26 protein-coding genes are annotated in these 21,119 nt (G+C 50.7%); 25 read left to right on the top strand and 1 reads right to left on the bottom strand.

Annotated elements, in window-relative coordinates:
• A complete protein-coding gene (locus K7P76_RS21225; RefSeq protein ID WP_232187318.1) occupies window positions 1-606 on the bottom strand; it encodes a hypothetical protein in 606 nt (201 codons plus the stop codon).
• Window positions 607-869: 263 nt separating this feature from the next.
• Here K7P76_RS21225 and K7P76_RS21220 point away from each other — a divergent pair, with 263 nt between their 5' ends.
• The 25 genes from K7P76_RS21220 (at window position 870) to K7P76_RS21100 (ending at window position 21,117) form a co-directional block, all read left to right on the top strand.
• On the top strand, window positions 870-1,535 hold the full coding sequence (locus tag K7P76_RS21220; RefSeq protein ID WP_232187317.1) for a GIY-YIG nuclease family protein: 666 nt from the start codon (window positions 870-872) through the stop codon (window positions 1,533-1,535).
• Window positions 1,528-2,415, top strand: a complete 888-nt coding sequence (locus K7P76_RS21215) for a hypothetical protein (protein ID WP_232187316.1) — start codon at window positions 1,528-1,530, stop codon at window positions 2,413-2,415. Before K7P76_RS21220 ends, K7P76_RS21215 begins: the two co-directional genes overlap by 8 nt.
• Window positions 2,416-2,861: 446 nt before the next feature.
• Window positions 2,862-3,230: a phBC6A51 family helix-turn-helix protein gene (locus tag K7P76_RS21210; protein ID WP_232187315.1), complete on the top strand. Its 369-nt coding sequence runs from the start codon at window positions 2,862-2,864 to the stop codon at window positions 3,228-3,230.
• 770 nt (window positions 3,231-4,000) lie between these two features.
• Window positions 4,001-5,665, top strand: a complete 1,665-nt coding sequence (terL, locus tag K7P76_RS21205; RefSeq protein ID WP_309244783.1) for a phage terminase large subunit — start codon at window positions 4,001-4,003, stop codon at window positions 5,663-5,665.
• A 21-nt stretch (window positions 5,666-5,686) separates the two neighbouring features.
• Window positions 5,687-7,252 (top strand): phage portal protein, encoded by a 1,566-nt coding sequence (locus tag K7P76_RS21200; protein ID WP_232187314.1) that lies wholly within the window; start codon window positions 5,687-5,689, stop codon window positions 7,250-7,252.
• Window positions 7,249-8,070: a phage minor capsid protein gene (locus K7P76_RS21195; protein WP_232187313.1), complete on the top strand. Its 822-nt coding sequence runs from the start codon at window positions 7,249-7,251 to the stop codon at window positions 8,068-8,070. The genes K7P76_RS21200 and K7P76_RS21195 overlap by 4 nt, the downstream gene beginning before the upstream one ends.
• A gap of 89 nt (window positions 8,071-8,159) precedes the next feature.
• A complete protein-coding gene (locus K7P76_RS21190; protein WP_232187312.1) occupies window positions 8,160-8,858 on the top strand; it encodes a phage scaffolding protein in 699 nt (232 codons plus the stop codon).
• 90 nt (window positions 8,859-8,948) lie between these two features.
• Window positions 8,949-10,037, top strand: coding sequence for an SU10 major capsid protein (locus K7P76_RS21185; protein ID WP_232187311.1), 1,089 nt, complete (start codon window positions 8,949-8,951; stop codon window positions 10,035-10,037).
• A 58-nt stretch (window positions 10,038-10,095) separates the two neighbouring features.
• Window positions 10,096-10,341 carry a hypothetical protein gene (locus K7P76_RS21180; RefSeq protein WP_232187310.1) on the top strand — a complete coding sequence of 82 codons (246 nt, stop codon included), beginning with the start codon at window positions 10,096-10,098 and terminating at the stop codon, window positions 10,339-10,341.
• Window positions 10,326-10,724: a hypothetical protein gene (locus K7P76_RS21175; RefSeq protein ID WP_232187309.1), complete on the top strand. Its 399-nt coding sequence runs from the start codon at window positions 10,326-10,328 to the stop codon at window positions 10,722-10,724. Before K7P76_RS21180 ends, K7P76_RS21175 begins: the two co-directional genes overlap by 16 nt.
• Complete coding sequence (locus K7P76_RS21170; protein WP_232187308.1) at window positions 10,724-11,041, top strand: hypothetical protein; 318 nt, start codon at window positions 10,724-10,726, stop codon at window positions 11,039-11,041. Before K7P76_RS21175 ends, K7P76_RS21170 begins: the two co-directional genes overlap by 1 nt.
• Window positions 11,041-11,475 carry an HK97 gp10 family phage protein gene (locus K7P76_RS21165; RefSeq protein ID WP_232187307.1) on the top strand — a complete coding sequence of 145 codons (435 nt, stop codon included), beginning with the start codon at window positions 11,041-11,043 and terminating at the stop codon, window positions 11,473-11,475. Before K7P76_RS21170 ends, K7P76_RS21165 begins: the two co-directional genes overlap by 1 nt.
• Before the next feature lies 1 nt (window position 11,476).
• Window positions 11,477-11,902 carry a hypothetical protein gene (locus K7P76_RS21160; protein ID WP_232187306.1) on the top strand — a complete coding sequence of 142 codons (426 nt, stop codon included), beginning with the start codon at window positions 11,477-11,479 and terminating at the stop codon, window positions 11,900-11,902.
• A 46-nt stretch (window positions 11,903-11,948) separates the two neighbouring features.
• Entirely contained in the window at window positions 11,949-12,998 is a 1,050-nt protein-coding gene (locus K7P76_RS21155; protein ID WP_232187305.1) for a phage tail sheath subtilisin-like domain-containing protein, read from the top strand.
• A gap of 20 nt (window positions 12,999-13,018) precedes the next feature.
• A complete protein-coding gene (locus tag K7P76_RS21150; protein WP_232187304.1) occupies window positions 13,019-13,465 on the top strand; it encodes a phage tail tube protein in 447 nt (148 codons plus the stop codon).
• 89 nt (window positions 13,466-13,554) lie between these two features.
• A complete protein-coding gene (locus K7P76_RS21145) occupies window positions 13,555-13,941 on the top strand; it encodes a phage tail assembly chaperone (protein ID WP_232187303.1) in 387 nt (128 codons plus the stop codon).
• Window positions 13,942-14,116: 175 nt separating this feature from the next.
• Complete coding sequence (locus K7P76_RS21140) at window positions 14,117-16,114, top strand: phage tail tape measure protein (protein WP_232187302.1); 1,998 nt, start codon at window positions 14,117-14,119, stop codon at window positions 16,112-16,114.
• A 12-nt stretch (window positions 16,115-16,126) separates the two neighbouring features.
• A complete protein-coding gene (locus K7P76_RS21135; protein WP_232187301.1) occupies window positions 16,127-16,795 on the top strand; it encodes a LysM peptidoglycan-binding domain-containing protein in 669 nt (222 codons plus the stop codon).
• Window positions 16,779-17,882: an XkdQ/YqbQ family protein gene (locus K7P76_RS21130; RefSeq protein WP_232187300.1), complete on the top strand. Its 1,104-nt coding sequence runs from the start codon at window positions 16,779-16,781 to the stop codon at window positions 17,880-17,882. The genes K7P76_RS21135 and K7P76_RS21130 overlap by 17 nt, the downstream gene beginning before the upstream one ends.
• 3 nt (window positions 17,883-17,885) lie before the next feature.
• A complete protein-coding gene (locus K7P76_RS21125; RefSeq protein WP_232187299.1) occupies window positions 17,886-18,224 on the top strand; it encodes a DUF2577 family protein in 339 nt (112 codons plus the stop codon).
• Window position 18,225: 1 nt separating this feature from the next.
• Entirely contained in the window at window positions 18,226-18,612 is a 387-nt protein-coding gene (locus tag K7P76_RS21120) for a DUF2634 domain-containing protein (RefSeq protein WP_232187298.1), read from the top strand.
• Between the two features lies 1 nt (window position 18,613).
• Window positions 18,614-19,666, top strand: a complete 1,053-nt coding sequence (locus tag K7P76_RS21115) for a baseplate J/gp47 family protein (protein ID WP_232187297.1) — start codon at window positions 18,614-18,616, stop codon at window positions 19,664-19,666.
• A complete protein-coding gene (locus K7P76_RS21110) occupies window positions 19,666-20,232 on the top strand; it encodes a putative phage tail protein (protein WP_232187296.1) in 567 nt (188 codons plus the stop codon). The genes K7P76_RS21115 and K7P76_RS21110 overlap by 1 nt, the downstream gene beginning before the upstream one ends.
• Window position 20,233: 1 nt before the next feature.
• Entirely contained in the window at window positions 20,234-20,803 is a 570-nt protein-coding gene (locus K7P76_RS21105; protein WP_232187295.1) for a phage tail protein, read from the top strand.
• 2 nt (window positions 20,804-20,805) lie between these two features.
• Window positions 20,806-21,117 carry a hypothetical protein gene (locus K7P76_RS21100; protein WP_232187294.1) on the top strand — a complete coding sequence of 104 codons (312 nt, stop codon included), beginning with the start codon at window positions 20,806-20,808 and terminating at the stop codon, window positions 21,115-21,117.
• Window positions 21,118-21,119: the final 2 nt, after the last annotated feature.

The raw sequence follows: 21,119 nt of genomic DNA, 5'->3' as shown, positions 1-21,119 counted from the left end.
TCATTTTTCTCCTTCTAGCTTAAATTTCCCGTTCTTCATCTCCCCGATATTAAGATATCCCTCTATAATTAGCGAGATGCTCTTGTCGTCCCACTTCGGAGATTGAAACCCAACACTAGCCCTCTTATAAAACTCTTTAGTCATTGCGATAATTTCTTTACTTTTAATGCGCATCTCATTATCCGGTAGGTCAAAGACGCCGCGGCCTTTGTAGTGGGCGCTCATCTGCGGCGTTGGTTTTAAGTCTATTATGACCTCAAATTTTTCATCTTCAGGATTAAGTAGTAGGTGTAGTTTTTCTACGATAAAGTCATCAGTTTGTACAAGACCGCCCTCCGCTGAGTGCTGTATAAATTGCAACCATGACAATTTTGAAAAGTACAAGAGGGCTTCTCTGTACTTTTTAGTAAAAATGACGTCTTTTTTCGTTGATTCAACAAACTCGCTCAATTGTGCGACCTCTTTTTCCAACTTGATTCTATCAAGATACAGAAAAATTACAAAACAGAGGGACACTATTGCTAGAGAGATGGCTATAGATGAATGAGGACGGAAAGGCTGTCGGTGGTTCGGATACTCATGTGGGCGCTCTAAATGATCCTCCAAAATACAACCTCCGATAAAATTTGATTAGGCATAAAGTCCTTTTATTCGACACTCCAATACTAAATCCTTCCAAAATATCCTGATTTATTTTTTGCTGCTACCGTATATTTAGCGCAATCTCACGGCTATACGTATTGAGGCCCCATCGATTTAGGGTGGGTCTTTTTTGATTCCGGGGATAGCGTGGCCGCGCGAAAAATGGTACTCCGAACCACCTGCCTCGGGAGATTATCTATCGGAAAACTATACTCGGGGGTATAAATTTGATACTTGATATTTCTCTTAAGGCTCGTGAGAAGGTTTTTAATTGGGTCGACTTTAGCAAAGTAAGACAAGAGTTAAAGAGACGGCCGGGGGTTTATGTTTTTTACAGGGCTAATGAAGAAGCGATATACGTGGGAATGTCTAAGGACTTATCGATGAGGCTTTCGCAACATGCCGGAGGTAGAGGCGGTAAGGATCTCCGAGAAGCAGCGTTATGCCGTGTGTATCTTACAAGCGACTCATCGACAGCCGATATTCTTGAGACGCACCTAATAAATGAATTAATGCCGGAGTTGAACATCGGCAAAGCTGTATACTCCGAGTTTGTTAGACATGCGGAAGATGAGTTAATGTATACAGAAATTATGATAGACGAAGTAACTGACATTCTTCAAGAACTTTGCGAGAGTCTTTATGAAAATCTTGTTAGGTATGGCGATGACGGTGAACCGGACTTAGGAGAAGAATTGTACCTAATCCGTGAGATTAGAATACAAGAACGAAGATTAAGAAAATTACGTCTTCGGTCGGCTGTATACCGCAGAAGAGGTGGTATAGCGAGTGGGGACGGTACCGGAGATACGACATCTAAATATAACAGGTTTAGACGTCTTTATTCGGAGATAGAGAGGCGCTTTAGGCGGCTTGGTTTGTGGCATGAGTGATAAACTCGGCATCCAAACATATTTCGACGAAGACGCCGGCCGCACGTTAACCCTCGTCGACGAAACGGAGTATGACGTAATTGACCGCGCGCAACGTGAGGCAGCACAAGCGTATTATAAACGGGAAGCCGCGATAAAGACCGGCGGCAATACGCGTTACGTTAACAGCTACCACGAACCGATAAAGAGCGTTTCTGCCCGTGCTCCTCTGCACGTTTTAGGCGCGCTACTTAAGCTCCTGCCATATATGTCATATGAACATCGCGGCGTTCTTATACGCGGCAGTAAGCGCATGGGAATTGATGAGGTTGCGTCGGCCATCGGAAAGAAACCGCGCGCATCGAAAGAGATCGTCCGCCAGCTACGAGAGAGCGGCGTTCTCATAACGGAGAAGGAGTCGCGGCGCGATGTATATTCGATTAGCAGCGAGTACCATACGATAGGCTACGTTAACCAGGCGCAGCGCTATACGAAGCTATATCAGACAGCGGCGCGCGAACGGTTGGGTAACGTATCGATATCGGCGGCCGGACTTTTATACAAGATGCTTCCGTATTTCAGCTACGAATATTACTACTTATGCGAGAATCCGGACGAGCGTTCAATCGACCTCGTTAAGGCGCTAACTATACGCGGTCTAGCGCGGCTAATCGGTGAAGACCACGCGCATGTTATGACCTACTTACGGGAGTTATCACGCTACGGCTTCGTCATGGTATCGGGCGCGTACGATACATTTACGATTAAAGTTAACCCGGACGTCATGTACCGGAAGAAATATCGCGACGAATATGCGCAGACATTGAGCGCTGATTTCCGCTTACACGAACGAACATTTGCGGAGTCGCCGGAAAAAGTGGTGCAAATACTGCATAGTTAGGCGGGTAAGTGGTGCAAATACTGCACAGTTCAAAAGTGCGTTCGTGCTTAGAGCTACGTGGGATAGCGGCGTTTTAGGGTCGGCGCTTCTCTTATCTTGCGTAGCATACGGGAATAAATGAACGCGATTCTTTACGTGAGGGATTACGTCAGGAAACGTAGTTAATCGTAAATTCGGGGAAAGGCGCCCCGACACTTCGGGACAGAAAGCGCGTCCCTTGTGTATCAACTATCTTATCGCGATAGCACTAAACGTATATAAAGAGGACGCGGTTATAACATTGTCGTGGACGGCCCGCTCTTGGCCGGTCACAGCAAGGAACGAGGCGCAAGCCTCGGTTATGACGCGGTAGGCACTTAGGCTCACCGGGAATGTCCACATTCCACACGAGCAGTACGTATATGGTTACGAAGAATGAACGTAGTTAAGCGGAGGTGGTAACGATTATGCAACGTATAGAGACACATCATGCGATTGCGATACGGTGGCTAGCGCTTCCTAAACGCGGAGGAAAAACGATGGAAGAGATCGCGGCGGAATGCGGAGTTACAAAGCGTTCGATCTACGATTGGCTAAAGGAACCGTTATTCGACCGCGAGCTAAAGAAGGAGATCGTACGGCAGACTACCGCACGTATTCCGGAGGTAATGGCGAGTTTAACGGATGCGGTTATTAACGACCATAACGCGGCGGCTGCGAAGTTACTACTGCAGGTTAACGGCATGCTCACGGATAAAGTAGAGATAGACGCGAAGGTATCGGAGACGGTGGACGTAGAGGCGTTGAAGGCGCGGATACTTGCGCAAAGAGCTTAACGTGAATAGCGCGGTATTTCCGCCTATTAGATGAAGCGATATGGCGGATTACGGTGCACTCCGCTGCACTAACGCCCGAATATCCTGCACGGATCTCCCGGCGCGTGACCCTACGGAAACTTTCGAATTTAACGCAATTCGGGCGCATAAATCGTGCATAAACACTGTATATCGGTGGATTAACGGTAATATACGGAAGCCGATCGGTATATAGTACGTGATTGAAACGCCTGACTCGCTTACTCCCGTATACGATCTCGGGGATATCGGTGTATGCGCAGACTACCGTATAAAATCCGTATTTTACGCGGATGTACAACGCTTTAACGCGCTAAAGTGCGCGACCCCCAAGGCACCCCCTTCGGAGGGCTTTTTTAGGTTGTGGACAAATCCGCGTATCATTTTTTATCTTTGACTTTTACGGAGGCGTATTCGATGGGAACACCGTCCGAATGGCGTTTAGTCGCATTTATCTTATGGGCCGGAATAATTACGGTCTTTTCCGTTCCAATCGCGTTAATTGTCGGAATCATCTACACCGTAACCTTACCGTAGTTTCCCCGTGATATTACGGTTCTTTGCGTTGCCCGGTAGTTTCACCCTAACGGACGCCTAGCGCTCGTATTTCACGGTAATTTCACGGAGAGGAGACGGTACATATCGCGTGGATTAACGGAGCTTGGAAAGATCGCGAATCTCGCGCGGATATTATCGTTCCTTTACGTGACCTTTACGATACGATTCGCGCCGATTCATTCGATTGGGACGCGGTGGGGGCCGAAGATGCTGCGGAAATTGAGCGCAGTATCAACGAGCTCGAACGTCTCGAACGGATACACGCCGGCGAAACGGATCTCATCGCGTTTGCGCTCGAATACTTTTCGGAAGCGAAGAACCCCGGAAACGCCGGCAATTGGGACGGCTTTGATATCGAGGATATAGCGGAGGCGCCCGCTTTTCACCGCGAAATCTCCGACATTATGGACGAAGTGTCAAACGTAGAGGTAAACGCGAAGGTTGCAGTCGCGGCGCCGCGGTCACATGCGAAATCAACGTACTTGTCGAAGGCGTTTCCGTTACGCGAGATCGTTTATCGGAAGCGTAAATACGAGATCATCATATCGGAAACGCCGGCGGTATCTTCCGGTAACCTCGATTGGATATCGATGCAATTGAAACACAACGAGAAGCTGCGCCGCGATTTCGGTCCGTTATTATCGCCGAAGCAGCAAGAGAACCCGAAGGATAACACGACGGAGTTCATTGCGTGGGAGCCGCGCGAGAACGGAGTCCCCCGTCTTATCGCGAAGGTAGAGGCGGCGTCAACCGGACAAGCACTCCGCGGACGTAACTGGAACGGCGTGCGGCCGGACCTCATCGTATGCGACGATCTCGAGGACATAAAGTCGAACGCGGCCACGTCGGAGCTCCGTCAGAAGATGCGCGACTGGTTCGCGCAAACGGTCGTACCGTTGGGGGACCCAAAAGGGAAGCGGACGGCATTCGTTTATATGGGAACAACGGTCCATCACGAAGCGCTCCTCATCAACGTTCTTCATAAACGGTCGGACTTTAAGAGCCGAGTCTATCGCGCGATTATTTCGTGGCCGGAGCGCATGGATTTGTGGGAAGCTTGTCGACTCGTTTATGTTGATCGCGATAATCCGAAGCGTGCGGAAGAGGCGCAGGCCTTGTACGAGCTTAACCGGGCGGAAATGGAACGGGGCGCGATCGTACTTTGGCCGGATGCACAGCCGTTGTGGAAGTTGATGGCGTGGAAATGGGATAACGGTTCGAAAGCATTCAATACGGAGTATATGAACAATCCGCTCGACGAAGAATCGATGATTTTCAATCCAGAGACGTTTACGTATTGGGATGGTAAGTTGTCCGGAGTTTTGGATTGTTACCCGCGAATAAATCCCGAGTATGACGTTTTCATGGGTGTTGACTTCGCGATGGGGAAGACGCGCGGGGATTACAGCGCGATCGTGACCGTAGCGCGACACCGTGCTTCCGGCGCAATCTACGTTATAGATGCGTATGGGGAGCGCGTTCATCCTGATGTATTCCTACGTGAAATTGTATCGCGCGTCCTCAAGTTTCAGCCGGCCGGTATCGCTGCAGAGGCGCAGGCGGCGCAGGAATTCTTCGTTGATAAGCTTAAACAAGCGTTGGCAGCCGTAAGGTATCCCGCGCAAAGACGTGTTAAGGCGATATATCAACGGTCGCGGAAAGAACTCCGGATCGAGGCGATGATACCGGATATCGAAAGTGGCGCGATTCAATTTTCGAGGAGACACGCGCTACTCTTGGAACAATTCGAAATGTATGGATCGGGTTCACATGATGACTTACCCGACGCTTTAGAGCAAGCCGTCAGTATATCGAAAAAGGGGCGGAGAGCGCTCCAGAATAAACCGACTTGGCTATAGTTAACGAAAGGAGGACGCAAATTGACGAAGTTATTCGCGACAGGAGCCGCGTACCCGCCCGTTCGAGATATTCCACGCCTAGCCCGCTATAAACGCGGAAAGACGGTATTCGACGGCCGGCATCCGGAAATATACGATCGCGCATCGGCACTGTTAAAGGATACGCCGCACGCCGCACAGCTTAAGACGCTATTTATCGCGGTAAACTTAATGGACGTGTTACTGACGAAGCCGGCGGACTTGATGGTCGGCGATCCCCCTTCGTTTGATAGCGGAAAGCCGGACGTATCGGCGGAACAATCCGCGCTCAATCGCATTGTCGAAGAGAACGACGTTACGCAACTCATTCACGAAACGGTAATCGGCGCCGGCATCCGCGGTGATTCGTTTATCAAAACGTACTATGCTCCGCGGGCGGACGTTAGTGAAACGGAAGCGCTCGGTTATGAAGCACCGCTTAACGCACCGGAACCGATTATCGAATCCGTTGACGCACGCCACGTATTTCCGGAGTTATCCCGCGGATCTCGTAAACGTTTCAAGGCGATTAATATCGCGTGGGTCGAGTGGCTTCCGGAATATAACGGCCGACTCGTAACGTTCTTCTTCGGAACAACGGCGGCACCGTACCTGAACGTAGAGCGACATATTCCCGGCTACATCATATATGAACGGTACAAGTTAACGGAAAATGGAGTTTCCGCGTCCGAAGGTGTTCCGATCGATACGTATTTAATCGGCGATCAAGTCGAGACGGGTCGTTCAGAGGACGTAGTAGAAACGGGAACATCACGTTTGCTCGTACATCATATTCCGTATAAGTCCGTTGATAACGATTGGCAAGGCGTGGGTGGAGTTGAGAAGTTAGAGTCGATACTGGCCGCGATTAATGACCGTCTCGTTCAAATCGATTATATCCTTTGGAAACACTCGGACCCTGCGGCATACGGCCCGGATATAACCGAAGACGGAGCCGACGGAGCACAAGTCCGATTCGGCGGCAAATACATTCCGGTTACTAAGGACGATCAAACGCCGGGTTACATGACGTGGAACTCGCAACTTGACGGCGCGTTTAAGGAACTCGATATTTTAATCGGACTCGTCTTCCAAATGAGCGAAACCCCACAATGGATTTTCGGAACTACGCTCGCCTCCGATAAAGGCGGAACAGGTACGTCACATACGGATGCCGGCGCAATTAAGGCGCGGTTTATGCCAATATTATCGAAGGTTAAACGGATTCGCGTTCACGTTGATAAGGCGATCCGAGATGCGTTATGGACCGCGATGGAGCTCGAAAATTTTGCGAATAAAGGCGTCGAGGGCTTCGTTCCATACACGCCGATTTATCCGAAAATTACGTGGCAAGACGGAATTCCTCGCGATGAGAAGTATGATGCGGAAGTCGCCGCTATCCGAACCGGTGATAAACCGACGCTCGACGTTCACTCCGCGATTAAGCGTTTGGATAACGTGGATGACACGCATATTGACGAGATTCTAACGCGAATATGCGAAGATGAGGCTCGCGTTAACGGTTTCGTTGATAGCGCCGTATTTAACGATTCAGGCGGTAGTGGATGAGTAAGATAACGGAGCCAACTTACGACTATCAAATCGGTAAGCTTACAGCCGCTTATAAAGCCGCGATAACTTCGATACTTGCGGAGCTCAACCGTATGGACGTAACGGAAATGTCGCGCGCCAATTCATCCGCAGCCCTTGCGGAAGTCGCTACGATATTGTCCGGACTTAACGCGGAGTCTGCAGCTTGGGTCGCGGAGAATATTCCGCTTGCTGCCCGAGACGGCGTCGTCAACGCATTGACTTCGTTGAAAATCGAGAACCCCGGCGCGGCGCCGCAATTTAACCGTATGAACAGCGAGATGGTAAAGGCGGCAGTCGCCGATACTCAATCGGATTTACTCGCGGTTACGCAAAACGTTGAGCGACGTGTTCGATCGGCTGTTCGTCAGGTAACGGGCGAATCAATGCGCGCGAACACGGCAGCGGGAATAATCGGCCGGCGAACGATAAGCCGCGATATTCTCGATGGATTGCGGAAGAAGCTCGGCGACTCCGTTAATACCGGAATTATTGACGCGGCTGGCCGACGTTGGCGTCCGGAGGTTTACGTCGAAATGGTAACGCGGACAAAGATGGCGATAACGCATCGCGAGGCTACGGTAAACGAGGCGATCGATCGCGACGTACTCTACGGGCGTATCTCACGTCACGGAGCCAAGGACGCCTGCGCTAATTGGGAAGGCAAGTACGTGAAACTCGTACCGGATGCGACGGGGCCGTTTCCGTATATTGGCGACTTACCGCGTAGGGAAATTTTTCATCCCAATTGTAAACATTTGGTAAGTCCAATGCGTAATCCTCCAGCCGACGTTTAACCGCGTTGGTTTTTCTTCGTCCGAACGTACATGACATTAAACTGATACGGATACCATGCGCACGCGGCGCTTAACGCGGGAGGTAACGAATGCCTAACGAAAATAAACGTAAGTTTCCGTTGAATATGAATCTTCAATTATTCGCGGATGAACCGCCAATTGATCCGCCTATCGACCCGCCCGTTGATCCGCCGAAAAAGCTCGAATTAACGCAGGAAGAATTCGATGCGAAGATCGAGGAGCGACTCGCACGTGAACGAAAGAAGTACGCCGGTCATGACGAGATGAAAACGAAACTCGCTGCGCTAGAACAAGCGGAGGAAGATCGTAAGAAAGCGGAAATGTCCGACAAGGAACGTGCGGATGCGGATACCGCCGCAGCAATCAAACGCGCGGAGGATGCGGAAGCCGACCGCGATCGCGCATTAACGGCCGCTAACCAACGCCTAATAAATGCGGAGTTTCGGGCGGTTGCCCGCGAATTAAACGTACGTCCGGACGCGTTAGATGATGCGCTCAAACTCGCCGATCTCACATCGATTAAGGTCGACGAAGAGGGCAACGTTGTCGGCGTTAAGGACGCAGTTCAGGCGCTGATTACGAATAAACCGTATCTCGTAGAAAAACCGAAGCCTAAGAACATTGGCGGACCAAACGGTGACGGCGATGAGAAACCGGACAAGACGAAAGAACAACTGCTTAAAGAAGCGGCGGAGAAGGCGCGGAAATCCGGTCGGATCGAAGACCGCATCGCCTACGCGGATTTAAAAGAAGAACTCAGTAAGTAAGCCATTTTTGAATATTAACATTCAATCAATCGCGAAGGCTCCGAAAATCGGGGTCTTTTTTAGTTTCAAAAAACAAGGAGGAATTCCCAAGTGCCAAAAATTTATAACGCTTCTCTTATCGGTAAACGCGAATCCGTAGTTGACGAAATCCTATTGCTTAATCCACATCAAACCCCGTTGATCAACGCGCTCGGCTTCTCCACGCCGGTAACGCAAGTTGAACACGTGTGGTTCGAAGATGAAATGATCGGCGATGAGTCCACGGTCAATGGCGCGGTGCTTGTCGGCGGTACAGTAATCGTAGTTGTTGACGTTGAGCCGTTCCGCGTCGGTCACGTAGTTAAAATCGGCGACGAGCTTCTGTACGTTTCCGCGATTAATACCGGCACGAAAACGCTGACGGTTACTCGTGGTTACGCAAGCACTACAGCCGCTGCGATTGCCGATGCAGCTAAAATCGAGGTGTTGTTCGTTGAAGGCGCGGAGGGCGCAGATGCCCGTGCATCTCGCTTCAAAGCGCGTGTACGTAAATCTAACCTGACGCAAATCTTTGACGACACGGTAGATGTTAGCGGTACTGCGAAGGCTGTTACGCAATACGGCATCGATAATTTGTACGAATACGAAAAGCAAAAGAAACTTCTCGAACTGGCGCTCCAACTGGAGAAAGCGGCTATCAACGGTGTTTTTTACGAGTCCGGTCAAATCCGCCAAATGAAAGGTATCCGCCAATGGATCACGACTAACGTGACCAATGTAGGGGGTCCGCTGGCGGTCGGCGCAATCAACACGCTCGCTCAGAAAATCTACGACGCAGGCGGTTTCGCGACTGGCGGCGACTACAAGATTATGGTTGCAGCGAAGCAAAAAATTGCTCTTTCCGGTACCGATGCGAATAAGATTCAACTGACTCGGATGGACAACAAGCGCGGTAATAAAGTGGACGGTATCGTTACGGATTTCGGCGAGTTCGAAATCGTATTGAACCAAAATCTAGCACCGGATGAGTTGTTCCTTGTCGATGCTAACCGCATGGCGATCAAGCCGCTTAATACCCGTGAGTTCGGACATACGTACCTCGGCGTAAAGGGTGACTATGATACCGGTATGGTTGTCGGTGAGTACACGCTGCAATTCGAACAAGAGAAAGCGCACGGTCGTCTGAAAGGCCTTAACTAAGCTTAATTATCGGAGCTCGCGGCGTAATAGTCGCGGGTTCCTTTTACGAGGTGACTACGTGGAATATAAATCGCGATACCCGGAGCTCGGATTTTACGTTGGCGAGCAGATTCATTATTTCCGCGCTGGCCGCTACGTAACGGACGATACGGAAGCGATCGCCGTACTTGATTCGATAACGGACGCCGAGCGCGTTGAAACGGAAATGGAACCGAAAGCACTAACGGAGGTTAAGCCTGCGCGTAAAGCTAACGCGAACGCCTCCGCAAAATATCGGGGGTGGCGTAGTTGGCGCAGAATGTAACGCTCGCTGACATCTACATTAGCGCAAATTGTATCGATATCGAGGACTGGACGGATTCTGACGCTGCGAAAAAACAACGAACGTTAAACGTCGCCGAGCGTACATTGACCGTCACTTATCCAAAATATACGATACCCGACGCGGCTGTATATGAGTTTGCGAACGTGCTCGCGATCATATTCAATGATACGAACCGCCTAGCTACGCATGGGTTGACTAGCTTCAGCGTCGATAAGGTTGGTTCATTCAATTTCAAAGATAATAGAGTCGGAAGCCCCAACGGAGATTTAGCGCGGTTTATTCCGCAAACATCACGGGATCTTATTGGCGCAGAGAACGGCGTTAAGCTCGGATCTCGACGCGTAGGATGGACGGTGTTGTAATGGCGATAATTCCGTTAAAGCAATCCGTTTTGATAACGCGGCCGGGAATTGATACCGGATGGGGACACGCGACACCCGGCGCTGAGACAACGCTGAAAGCTCGGGTAACCGAAGAGACGCGTATTGTTAAAAACCAATTCGGCAAGGAAGTAGTATCGAGCATGAGCGTCATATTCGATAAATTACCGCAGATTTCGTATGAAGATACTTTAACGTTTACGAACGAAATCGGCGTTACTATTTCACGTAAGCCATTATCGATCGAACCGCGCAGGGGCATCGGCGGAAAACCGCTATTAACGGAGGTGTACGTGTAATGGCGTCATCTTCGTTTGAGTTCGAGCTAGACCTTTCGAAATTCGCCAGCATGTTCGATAGTGCAGCGGAAGTTATCGAGAAGGCAGCACGAACCGGCATGCACGACGCGCTAGACGAGTGGAAAGCGGACGCGGTAGACGTTGCGCCTATCGAAGAGGGTACGTTAAGACAAACGATATCGGTCGGCGATATTAACGGGGCCGGACTGAATCTATCCGGAAGTGTCAGCGCAAATGCGGTCGTCAAATCGCGATCCGGCCGACGTTTCAACTATGCGTATTACATTCACGAAGCTAACGCGGGCGATAAACGACTGCGGACGCCAGGTACCGTTAAGCGATTCCTCGAAGTCCCGTTAAAGAAAAACGAGGCTAAATGGCAGGCGGACATCGAACGCGAGATCCAAACGGGCTTAGACGGGGCGGGGTGGTAACGTGGCGGTAATCAACGAGATCCTCGCGATTGAGGCGTTTATACGCACGAAGTTTCCGGGTTCCCTTACCGGTAAACAAACCATTCCCGAAAAGCCCGTCGAGGATACGTTTTACATCCGTTTTCTCGGTGATGATCGCGAGACGGAAACGCGTTATCACTTTCGCGCTAATCGCGAGTATCAAATCGTGTACGTCGGTGAGTGGCCGGAGGATGTCATTCCGAAAATGGACGGACTTTCGGACGCGTTGTACCAAACGGAACGTATTTCGCAGGGAATCCGCGTCGAATCGTTTTCCTATTCGCAACCGGTCGAGTCGGAGAGCGGTGGTTACGTATCAATCGGCATGCTCGAATTGGTAAGCCGCGAGGCTCGCACACAAACCGCCTATCCGTTAATTAATCATGTAGGTATTACGCAAAATTAAGGCGCTCCAAGCGGGGCGCTTTTTCTATTTTAAAGGAGGTTTTTGCATGGCAGGTGGATCATGGGACCCAACATCTCTTCCAAATCGTCCCGGTTTGTTTATCAACTATATCCAAGCTGCAGCGGCACAGATTAGTGGAGGCGCCCGTGGTACGGTGGCTATTCCGTTACTAGCGTATAGCGGCGGTACAGCGGTTGCGACTACGTTTTATACGGTTACGACCGAAACGGAAGCGGTCGCGCTGTTCGGCTCCGCTAACGTTAAATCGATACTGTTCGCTCTCCAAGGCGGCGCGAAGGAGGTACTCGTTTATACGATGCCGGCTAGCCCCGATGCGGCCGCGTATACCGCGATGCGTAATGCGTTCGATACGCGTCCGTATAACGTGTTTGTCCTCGACGGCGAATATAATACGACGCAGCACGCCGCGATTAAAACGTGGGTCGGCGCGAATCGTACGGCCGGCAAACACTTCGTAGTCGTAATCGGTGGGGACGCGACAACCGACGCGACCTCTACGCAAGGGGATACGCGTTCGACGCTCAACTCCGACGACTATATCGTTAACTTGATAAACGGCGTGGTCATCGGCGGTACATCGTATACCTCGTCTGCGTTTGCGCCGTGGGTGGCCGGTCTGATTGCGGGAACCGCTATTAACCGTTCGATTACGTACACGGTCGCGCCTGTTGATGACGTTACAAAACGTCTGACAAACGCGCAGATTGATACTTCGCTCGCGGCCGGATCGCTTCTGCTTATCCACGACGGTGTAAAGGTGAAAGTCGTACAAGGCATCGTTACGTCGAAGAAAAAAATCCGCTCAATCCGCGCTCGCCAAGCGATTGCGACCGACGTTTCGCGTACGGCCGAGGATAATTATATCGGTAAACTCAATAACAACGCGGACGGTCAGGCGGCGCTCATCGTCGCTATTTTGGCGTACCTCGAAAGCCTCGGTGCTGACGGGGTCTTAAGCGCGCCTACCGTTACACTTGATCCGCAAAGGCCGAGCGTTGGGGACTCCGTTTTCCTATCGATTAGTTATACGGAGGTCGACTCGATCGAGCGGATCTTTTTGTCGGTCAACATTTAATTTAACGAAAGGGTGACGATATGGCTGCGCCATTAAACGCAACGAAAGTAATTAACGGTAGCTTCGGACAACTTTACGACGAGGACGGTAATTGGCTCTCGAATGTAACCGGAGTCGACGCGTCAATTGAGATCGGACTCGAAGAAATCAAAGTCGCCGGAACGCGTTGGATCGGCAATAAGACGACCACGCTCAAGGGCTCCGGCACAATTAAGAGCTATATGGTTACTTCGGAGTTTATTGAGAAGATGCTCCAAGTAGCTGACGATAAAAGCTCGCCGTACACAACGCAACTCATTGTTAAACTAGATGATCCGGAATCCTTCGGCGCTTACCGCGTCCGTCTCAAGGCGGTCACGTTTGACAAGATTCCGATTATCAATTACGAAGTTGGCGCGATTGTTGAACAGGAATTAACGTTCGTGTTCTCCGGTTCCGACGTAATAGACAAAATTCGTCCCGTTTAATAGCGGGATTCTTTCGGCGAGTGCGGAGATAATCCGGCTCGCCTTTTTAATTTCGAAAATAAAACGCGATACGCGGAGGTAAACGATAAATGGCTACTAAAGGACTCGACGCACTACTAGGCGCAACACTCGATCAACAATCGCAAGTTTATATTCCACGGTTGAAGACGCATTTTTCGGTAAAGGCGCTGACTAGCGAGGAACTACGTAAGGCGAACGACCAAGCAACGGTACCTACGGGGCGCGGCGAACGGAAGCTCGACAACAACCTGTTTAATGCGGTGCTAGTCGTAAAAGGCTGCGTCGATCCGGATTTTAGCAATAAAACGCTCATCCAACATTACGAAGCTACCGACGCGGCGGATTGCGTAACTAAGGCGTTGTTGCCGGGGGAAATCGTAAAGCTGTTTCAGACGGTACTCGACTTGTCCGGATTCGGCGATGATGACGAGTTAATCGAAGACGCAAAAAACTAATTAGGGCGGGCGGTGTTCCGTTTCTTTTGCATGAGATTTTTCAGCGGCACCACATCCCGCCCGACGAGATTTACGCGAAAGACAGGCGTCATCAGATGTTTATGTACGCTTCAATGAGCGTCGTGTTTGAGGACGAAGAAAAAGCACGTAAAGCAGCGGAGAGGAGGTAACCGGAGTGGCATTCGATTTAATTGGACGGATAAGAATACGCGACGACGGTGCCTCCCGCGCGCTTCGCGACGTAACAAGGGCTACGGAGATGGCGAATAGAGCAACCGGAAACTATCGAGATGCGCAGGGTCGATTACGCGATTCTAACGGTAGGTTTATCGCGGGAAATAAGCAACTTGGGCTCTCGCTCGGTAATCTCGTTCCAAATTTCGCTAAACTAGCAGGAGCTATCGGAGTCGCGGCCGCTGCATACAAAACATATGATCTCGCCCGCGATTCCGTAAGTAAAGCGATGAATTTCGAAGCGGAATTGTCTACGATTCAGGCGTTAACCGGTGCAACTAGTATGGAAATGACAAAGATGCAGTCGCTCGCATTGAAGATGGGCGCTGCAACGAAGTATAACGCACTAGAGGCTGCGCAAGGTATCGAAGAGTTATTGAAGGCCGGACTCACTCCAGCAACGGTGCAGGCGGGCGGACTTGAGGCGGCGCTTAATCTCGCTACGGCCGGAGGACTTGGGCTCGCGGACGCCGCGGAAATCATGTCGACGGCGTTGAACGCGTACAAAAAAGACGGCATGAAAGCGGCAGAGGCTTCGAACATTCTCGCCGGAACTGCGAACGCCTCCGCTACTGGCGTTGAAGAATTACGTCTTTCACTTGCAGCCGTATCCGCGGTTGCGGCAGGCGTAGGGTTCACGTTTTCAGATACGAATATAGCGCTTGGTCTATTTGCTAATAGCGGATTAAAAGGATCGGACGCCGGAACATCGCTAAAAACGATGCTGCAGAACTTACAACCGACGACCAAATCGCAAATTGCCTTATTCAAAGCGCTAGGCCTCGTTACGAAAGACGGTTCGAATGCGTTCTATGACGCAAAAGGTAATATTAAGCCGTTACAGACTATTTCCGGGACTTTACGTAAGTCACTCGGAAAGTTAACGAATCAACAACGGTCACTCGCGCTCGAGATGATGTTCGGTACGGACGCGGTGCGTGCGGCGAATATCTTGTATAACGAAGGTGCGGATGGCGTCGCGGACTTTCGCAAGGAGATGTCGAAGGTATCCGCGCTTGACGTTGCGAAGAAGAAGATGGATAACGCGGCCGGAGCGGTTGAACAATTCAATGGCGCAATCGAGACTTTACAGATATCTGCGTTGTTACCGACAATGCCGCTAATCAAACGGTTCGCGACGAGTGCAGCGGATATGGTCGATCAATATACACCGCAAATCACCGCGGCAGTTGACCGGATGACACAGAAGGTGTCCAGATACCTAAACGATCATTTCACGAATAATCCCGAGTTTCAGAGGATTACGACCTTAGAGGGCAAAATTAAGTTCGTCTATGAAGACTTGATGAAGTCGTTTAACGCTTGGATGGCTGCCGAAGGCTCAGCAAAACTCCAAGCAATGACTCAGAAAATGATAAACACGATAGCGACCGCTTTGAATGCATCAGGACCACTAGTTGACGCGGCAAAAAAGATCGGTCTAGCGGTTGGAAATGGAATGTTGACTGGATTAAAGGATTTTGCAAAGGAAAACCCTGAGATGGCAGCGGTTATGGCTTTCGTAGCTACGCCGGGATCATTGCCTATGAAGGGAGCTGCGGCTGCGGCTACAGTTGTTATTCCAGGAGCATCGGCTATTGGTGAGAACCTTACCGACTCAAATAAGAACTTCGGCGAAAAAATGTCGACGTTTTTTGGATTGGATGATCTAAGCTTCGACAAGTATATTCATAGTCCGTTTTCACGTGCTCCGGGTTTCGCCTCCGGACTCGACCGGGTACCGTACGATAATTTTCCGGCACGCTTACACTCTGGCGAGACGGTATTAACGCGTACGGAAGCGTCCGCATATCGCGAAGATCAACGCAGCGGAGGCGGCAAGCCTTCCGTTGTCGTCACGGGGAATACGTTCCATGTTCGTAACGACAGCGATATCGATTCGATAGCCGCTAAATTGGCGCACCTTATTGCGCAGTAAAGGAGGCGTTATGTGGAGTTTTGGCTGAAGTTTAATAACGAAGAGGAGACGCTCCAGCTTCCTGTAAATCCCGCTGAGATAACCGTAAACTCGCCGTTCGGATTCGAAGATGTCTCCGTATCTAATTTCGGAGAGTACACGGTGATCGGTAATAATCAGCTTCGTTCGTATACGATATCGTCGTTCTTCCCGCGTGACCATAACGAATCCTTCTGCGCTTACTCCAATCTTCCCGAACCGTGGTCCGCGGCGCGTCAAATTGAACGTTGGCAAAAATCCGGCAAACCTGTCCGATTCGTCGTGACGGGTAGCGCCGGCATTGACATCCCGGCTACAATCCGTAATTTTACATTCGGAGAGCGCGGCGGCGAACCGGGTGACGTGTATTATGCGTTAGAAATGAAGGAATACGTGTTTATCGGCGCTTCCCGTAAGTTCGGAGATGTCGCGAAGAAGTCACCGGAGGTACGGATTGCCGCCATGCGTCCGTCAACGAAGGAAACACCGTCGTCTTACGCGGTTAAAAGCGGAGACTCCTTATGGAAAATCGCGGCCCGTGTTTACGGTAACGGCGATGATTGGCGGAAAATTTACGATAAGAATCGGACGGTAATCGGTGCTAATCCGAACCTATTACAGCCGGGCCAAAAGTTGGTGATTCCGAGTGTCGGTAAAAATTAAGCTTCTATATGACAACGAGTATTATATCGAATCGCTCGTGAAATCCATAACATGGTCCGGAGATGACGGGCTCCCGCACCGGACGTTAATGATTGCGCTTTCTAATACAGTCAATGCGGAGGATCAAGCGGTTAAATTTACGCTCGGTAAGGAACTCCGCTTTTACGTGGAGGAAAATGGAGCCTTCATCGGATTATTTCGCGGAGTCATCTTTTCGTACGATATCGATGATCGCGGGAACGCGACGATAACGGCGTATGACGAGAATGTTTATCTAACGAAGAATTCCGACACGCGGAAATTTACCGGCATGACTGCGTCCGCTTTCGTAAAGGATCTTTGTATCTCCTACGGAATCCCTGTCGGTACATTAGCGGATACGAGTTACGTTATTCCTCGCGCTATATTCCGTGAAGCCGATATATGGGCGATGATTACCGCGGCACTTACGGAAACGCGTAAGCAAAACGGACGCAAATTCCGAGTGTGGACGGAGAGCGGCCGCCTTAATCTTACGGAGAAGAAGGGCACCGTCGTCCGTTGGATGCTCGAAGATGGCGTAAATATACTGAGCGCTAACCGTTCGCAATCAATCGAGGATATGCGGACGTCCGTAAAGGTCATCGGTGGCGACGAGGATAAAAAACCGTTAAGTGCGGTTATGAAGGACGCCTCGTTAATTGCGAAGTATGGAACGATGCAGCACGTTGAGCGAGCGGATATGAAGCTCAATCAATCTCAGATCGAACAACTCGCCAAGCAACGGTTAAAAGACCTCGGGAAAGTTACGGAGGAGGTATCCGTTGAGGCGCTCGGTTTAACGGAAGTCATTTCGGGCGTTTCCGTATATGCTTTCGAGTCCATGACGGAAATTGTTGGCGGCTATTACGTAACAGCCGATACGCATACGTTTGAGAACGGAATACACCGAATGAGTGTAACATTATCGCGTACGGACGACTTGCCGAAACTCGGATATGAGGACGCGTTTGAAGAGGTCAAGGCGAAAAAGAAAAAGAAAAAGGCGAAAGAAAAAAGCGCCACGGATACGTTGATTGAGCAAATCCAAAGGGTGAACGGAGGTTAACGGATGCCTATCGAAATGGTCGAAGGAAGCGGGCGGGCTAAGTTGCGCAGCGTCATTCAGGCGCTCGGCGGTAATTCCGGCGTAGGCATCGAATTTGCGACCGTTCTGGCTCCGTTGCCTGCCATCCGTATAAAAGTCGACAATTGCCCGATTGAGTTCGACGCGGACGACCTCGTTATCAGCGAGCATCTTACGCAACATACCCGGACGGCGTCTATTAGCGGCGGCGCTCCGGTTGACATCGAATACGAAGCGGCATTGAACGTTAACGACCGTATTAGCGTTGCATCGGTAAACGATGGACAGAGGTATATCGTGATTGATCGAATAGGAGGCGTTTAATATGGCGTTTAGTCCGTTAGCAACGGAAGAGGAAAACGCGATAACCGTCGTCCTCCCGCTTAAAACATACGCGCTCGATCTCAACGGAACCATTGACGGCCATGCCGCGATTATGCAATTCGTTGATAAAGCGATTCGCACCGCACGTTACCGATTCGCAATATACGATTTCGACTACGGGTGTGAGATCGAAGACATCATCGGACAGGACGTTTCCGCCGCGCTATTGGAATCAGAAATACCGCGCGCCATACGCGAAGCACTTATCTACGATGATCGGATTGATAACGTATATGGCTTCGAAATAAGAAGAGACTCGGACAAATTGTTCGTGTCTTTTTTTGTGTCGGTAGACAACGAAGTAATTCCGGTGGAGGTGACAATTTAACGTGTACGAAACGCAGACAAAAGCAGCGATCTTACAGCGGATGCTTGACGCGAGCCCGGCGGATATCGATAAACGTCAAGGCTCTGTAACGAACGACCTTCTTTCGCCAGCTTCGATCGAGTTAGCGCTCGCCTATACGGAGCTTGATAACGTTCTATCCGCCGGTTTCGCTGACACAGCGAGCGGACCCTATCTCGATCTACGCGCGAATGAATACGGATTAACGCGGAAGACAGCCGTAAAATCAGTCGGTACACTCACGTTTAGCGGCCCGAACGGTACGGTTATTCCAACGGGTACGATCGCGTCGACGGGCGGAACGACTCCGATTTATTTCGTAACGACGGCAGCCGGCACGATAAGCGGCGGGGTGATTACGGTTAATGCGGAGGCTCAGAGCGCGGGGGCAAGCGGTAACGTTTCGATCAACGCGATTAACGTACTCCTCGGCGATCTCGTCGGTATTGTAACGGTCGCAAACTCGGTTAACTTTGATGCCGGCGCGGATCAGGAGTCGAACGCGGCGCTACTCGCGCGATATCTCGAACGGGCTCGGCGGCCGGCAACGTCAGGCAACGCGAATCAATATCATCAATGGGCGCTCGAAGTGCCGGGCGTATCCGATGCGAAAGTGTATCCGGTTTGGAGCGGCCCCGGTACCGTTAAAGTCGTGCTTCTCGACGATGAAAAAACCGCGCCGGCTCCGTCAGTTGTTACAGAAGCAACGGCTTATATCGAGTCGCAACGTCCAATAGGCGCAACGGTAACAGTGGCGGGTGCAACGGAAGTCGCGATAAACGTTAGCGTAGACGTGACACTGGCGCCGGGCGCGACGCTTCCGCAAGTTAAGGCGCTAATCGAATCCGGAGTTAAGGCGTACCTCGCAACGCTCGCGTTCGTCGACCCACTCGTTCGTTATACGCGGATCGCTAACGTAATCCTCGATATTCCGCCAATTATCGACTACGTGAGTTTAACAGTAAACGGTGGCACGTCGAATATACCGATCGCTGACGGCAGCGTGGCGGTTCTTGGGACGGTGACGGTTACGTAATGCGGACACTTGGCGAAATTAACCGCGCAATGCACGATTATCTGCCGCTTTATTACGCGGACGTGGCGCCGGCAAATAACGTGATTGACCGAGAAGCGGACGAGTTGGCCGCGATTAATTCCGCGGTATATAGCGTCCTCGACCAGTTTTTTATCGATACCGCTACGTGGGGAATTGACCGGTGGGAACGGATTTTCGGCGTAGCTGTTGACGAATTAAAGCCGATCGATCAGCGGCGCTCCGTTATTAAATCGAAGCTGCGCGGAGTCGGTACGGTTACACCGGCGCTAGTCGAGCAAGTTGCGGAAGCTTACGATAATGGCGACGTAACTGTTACGGAGAATAATGCGACATATACGGTGACGATCACGTTTATCTCAACGCTTGGAATTCCGCCCAACCTAGCGGATATACAGGCGGCGATTCGCGATATCTTACCGGCTCACCTCGTGGTTAATTACGTGTTCCGTTTTTTGACGTGGAACGAAGTTAACGCGAAAAATCTAACGTGGTCCGCGTGGACGGCACTTAATTTAACGTGGAATCAACTGGAGGTATATACGTAATATGGCGACTACAACACCGCGATTATCATTACCGCGACCGGTCGGGACGGATACGTTTACGCTCGCGTCTCAGCAGGCGCTGATTGATGCTATCGATTCGGGAGCGGCTTCTCTCACAGAACTGCAATCATTGGGATATAAAAATTCGGTACGCGCTGCAACCATCGGAAACATTACATTATCTGGAACGCAGACCATCGACGGTATCGCGCTGATTGCAGGCGATCGAGTTCTAGTCAAGGCGCAGTCTACGGCATCACAAAATGGAATTTACGTAGTGGCGACGGGAGCTTGGTCACGTGCTTTAGACGCAGATACAAGTGCGAAAGTTATAACCGGGTTTGAAGTGTGGGTAAGCGAGGGGTCAACGCAGGCTGACACAAAATGGGGACTCGTTACAAACGCTCCGATTACGCTAGGGACAACGGGACTCTCGTTTCAACAAATCCCTACGAAATTAAACAGCGCGACTAATAGCACGAGCACAATAGAAGCCGCAACTCCAAGTGCGGTAAAGACCGTAAACGACGCACATAACGATTTAGATATTTTACATTGGATGGGGGTATAACGATGGCACTAACTAAAAAGAAAATGTATGCCGGAACACTAGCCACGGGAAGCGCAACGCTCTATACTGCCCCGGCTGCGGGCGCAATGGTCAAAGAGGTTGTGGCGACGAATAAAACCGCTGTTGCCGTCAATGTAACCATAGTTATTGCGGGCGTATCCGTCCTTACTGGTTATACACTTGATGTCGCGGGAACGAAAGATGCGACGGTTATCCTCGCGCTCTCAACGGTAATTAACAGCGGTGATCTAATTACAGGGCTTGCAAGCGCTGGAAGTTCTGTAGATTGCATCATCTCTGGCGTGGAGGGATAAAC

It is taken from the genome of Cohnella silvisoli (genome assembly GCF_021190915.1).
Taxonomy (GTDB): Bacteria; Bacillota; Bacilli; order Paenibacillales; family Paenibacillaceae; genus Cohnella; species Cohnella silvisoli.
The sequence above is the reverse complement of the archived record's forward strand: the minus strand, read 5'-3'. Positions and strand labels throughout refer to the sequence as shown.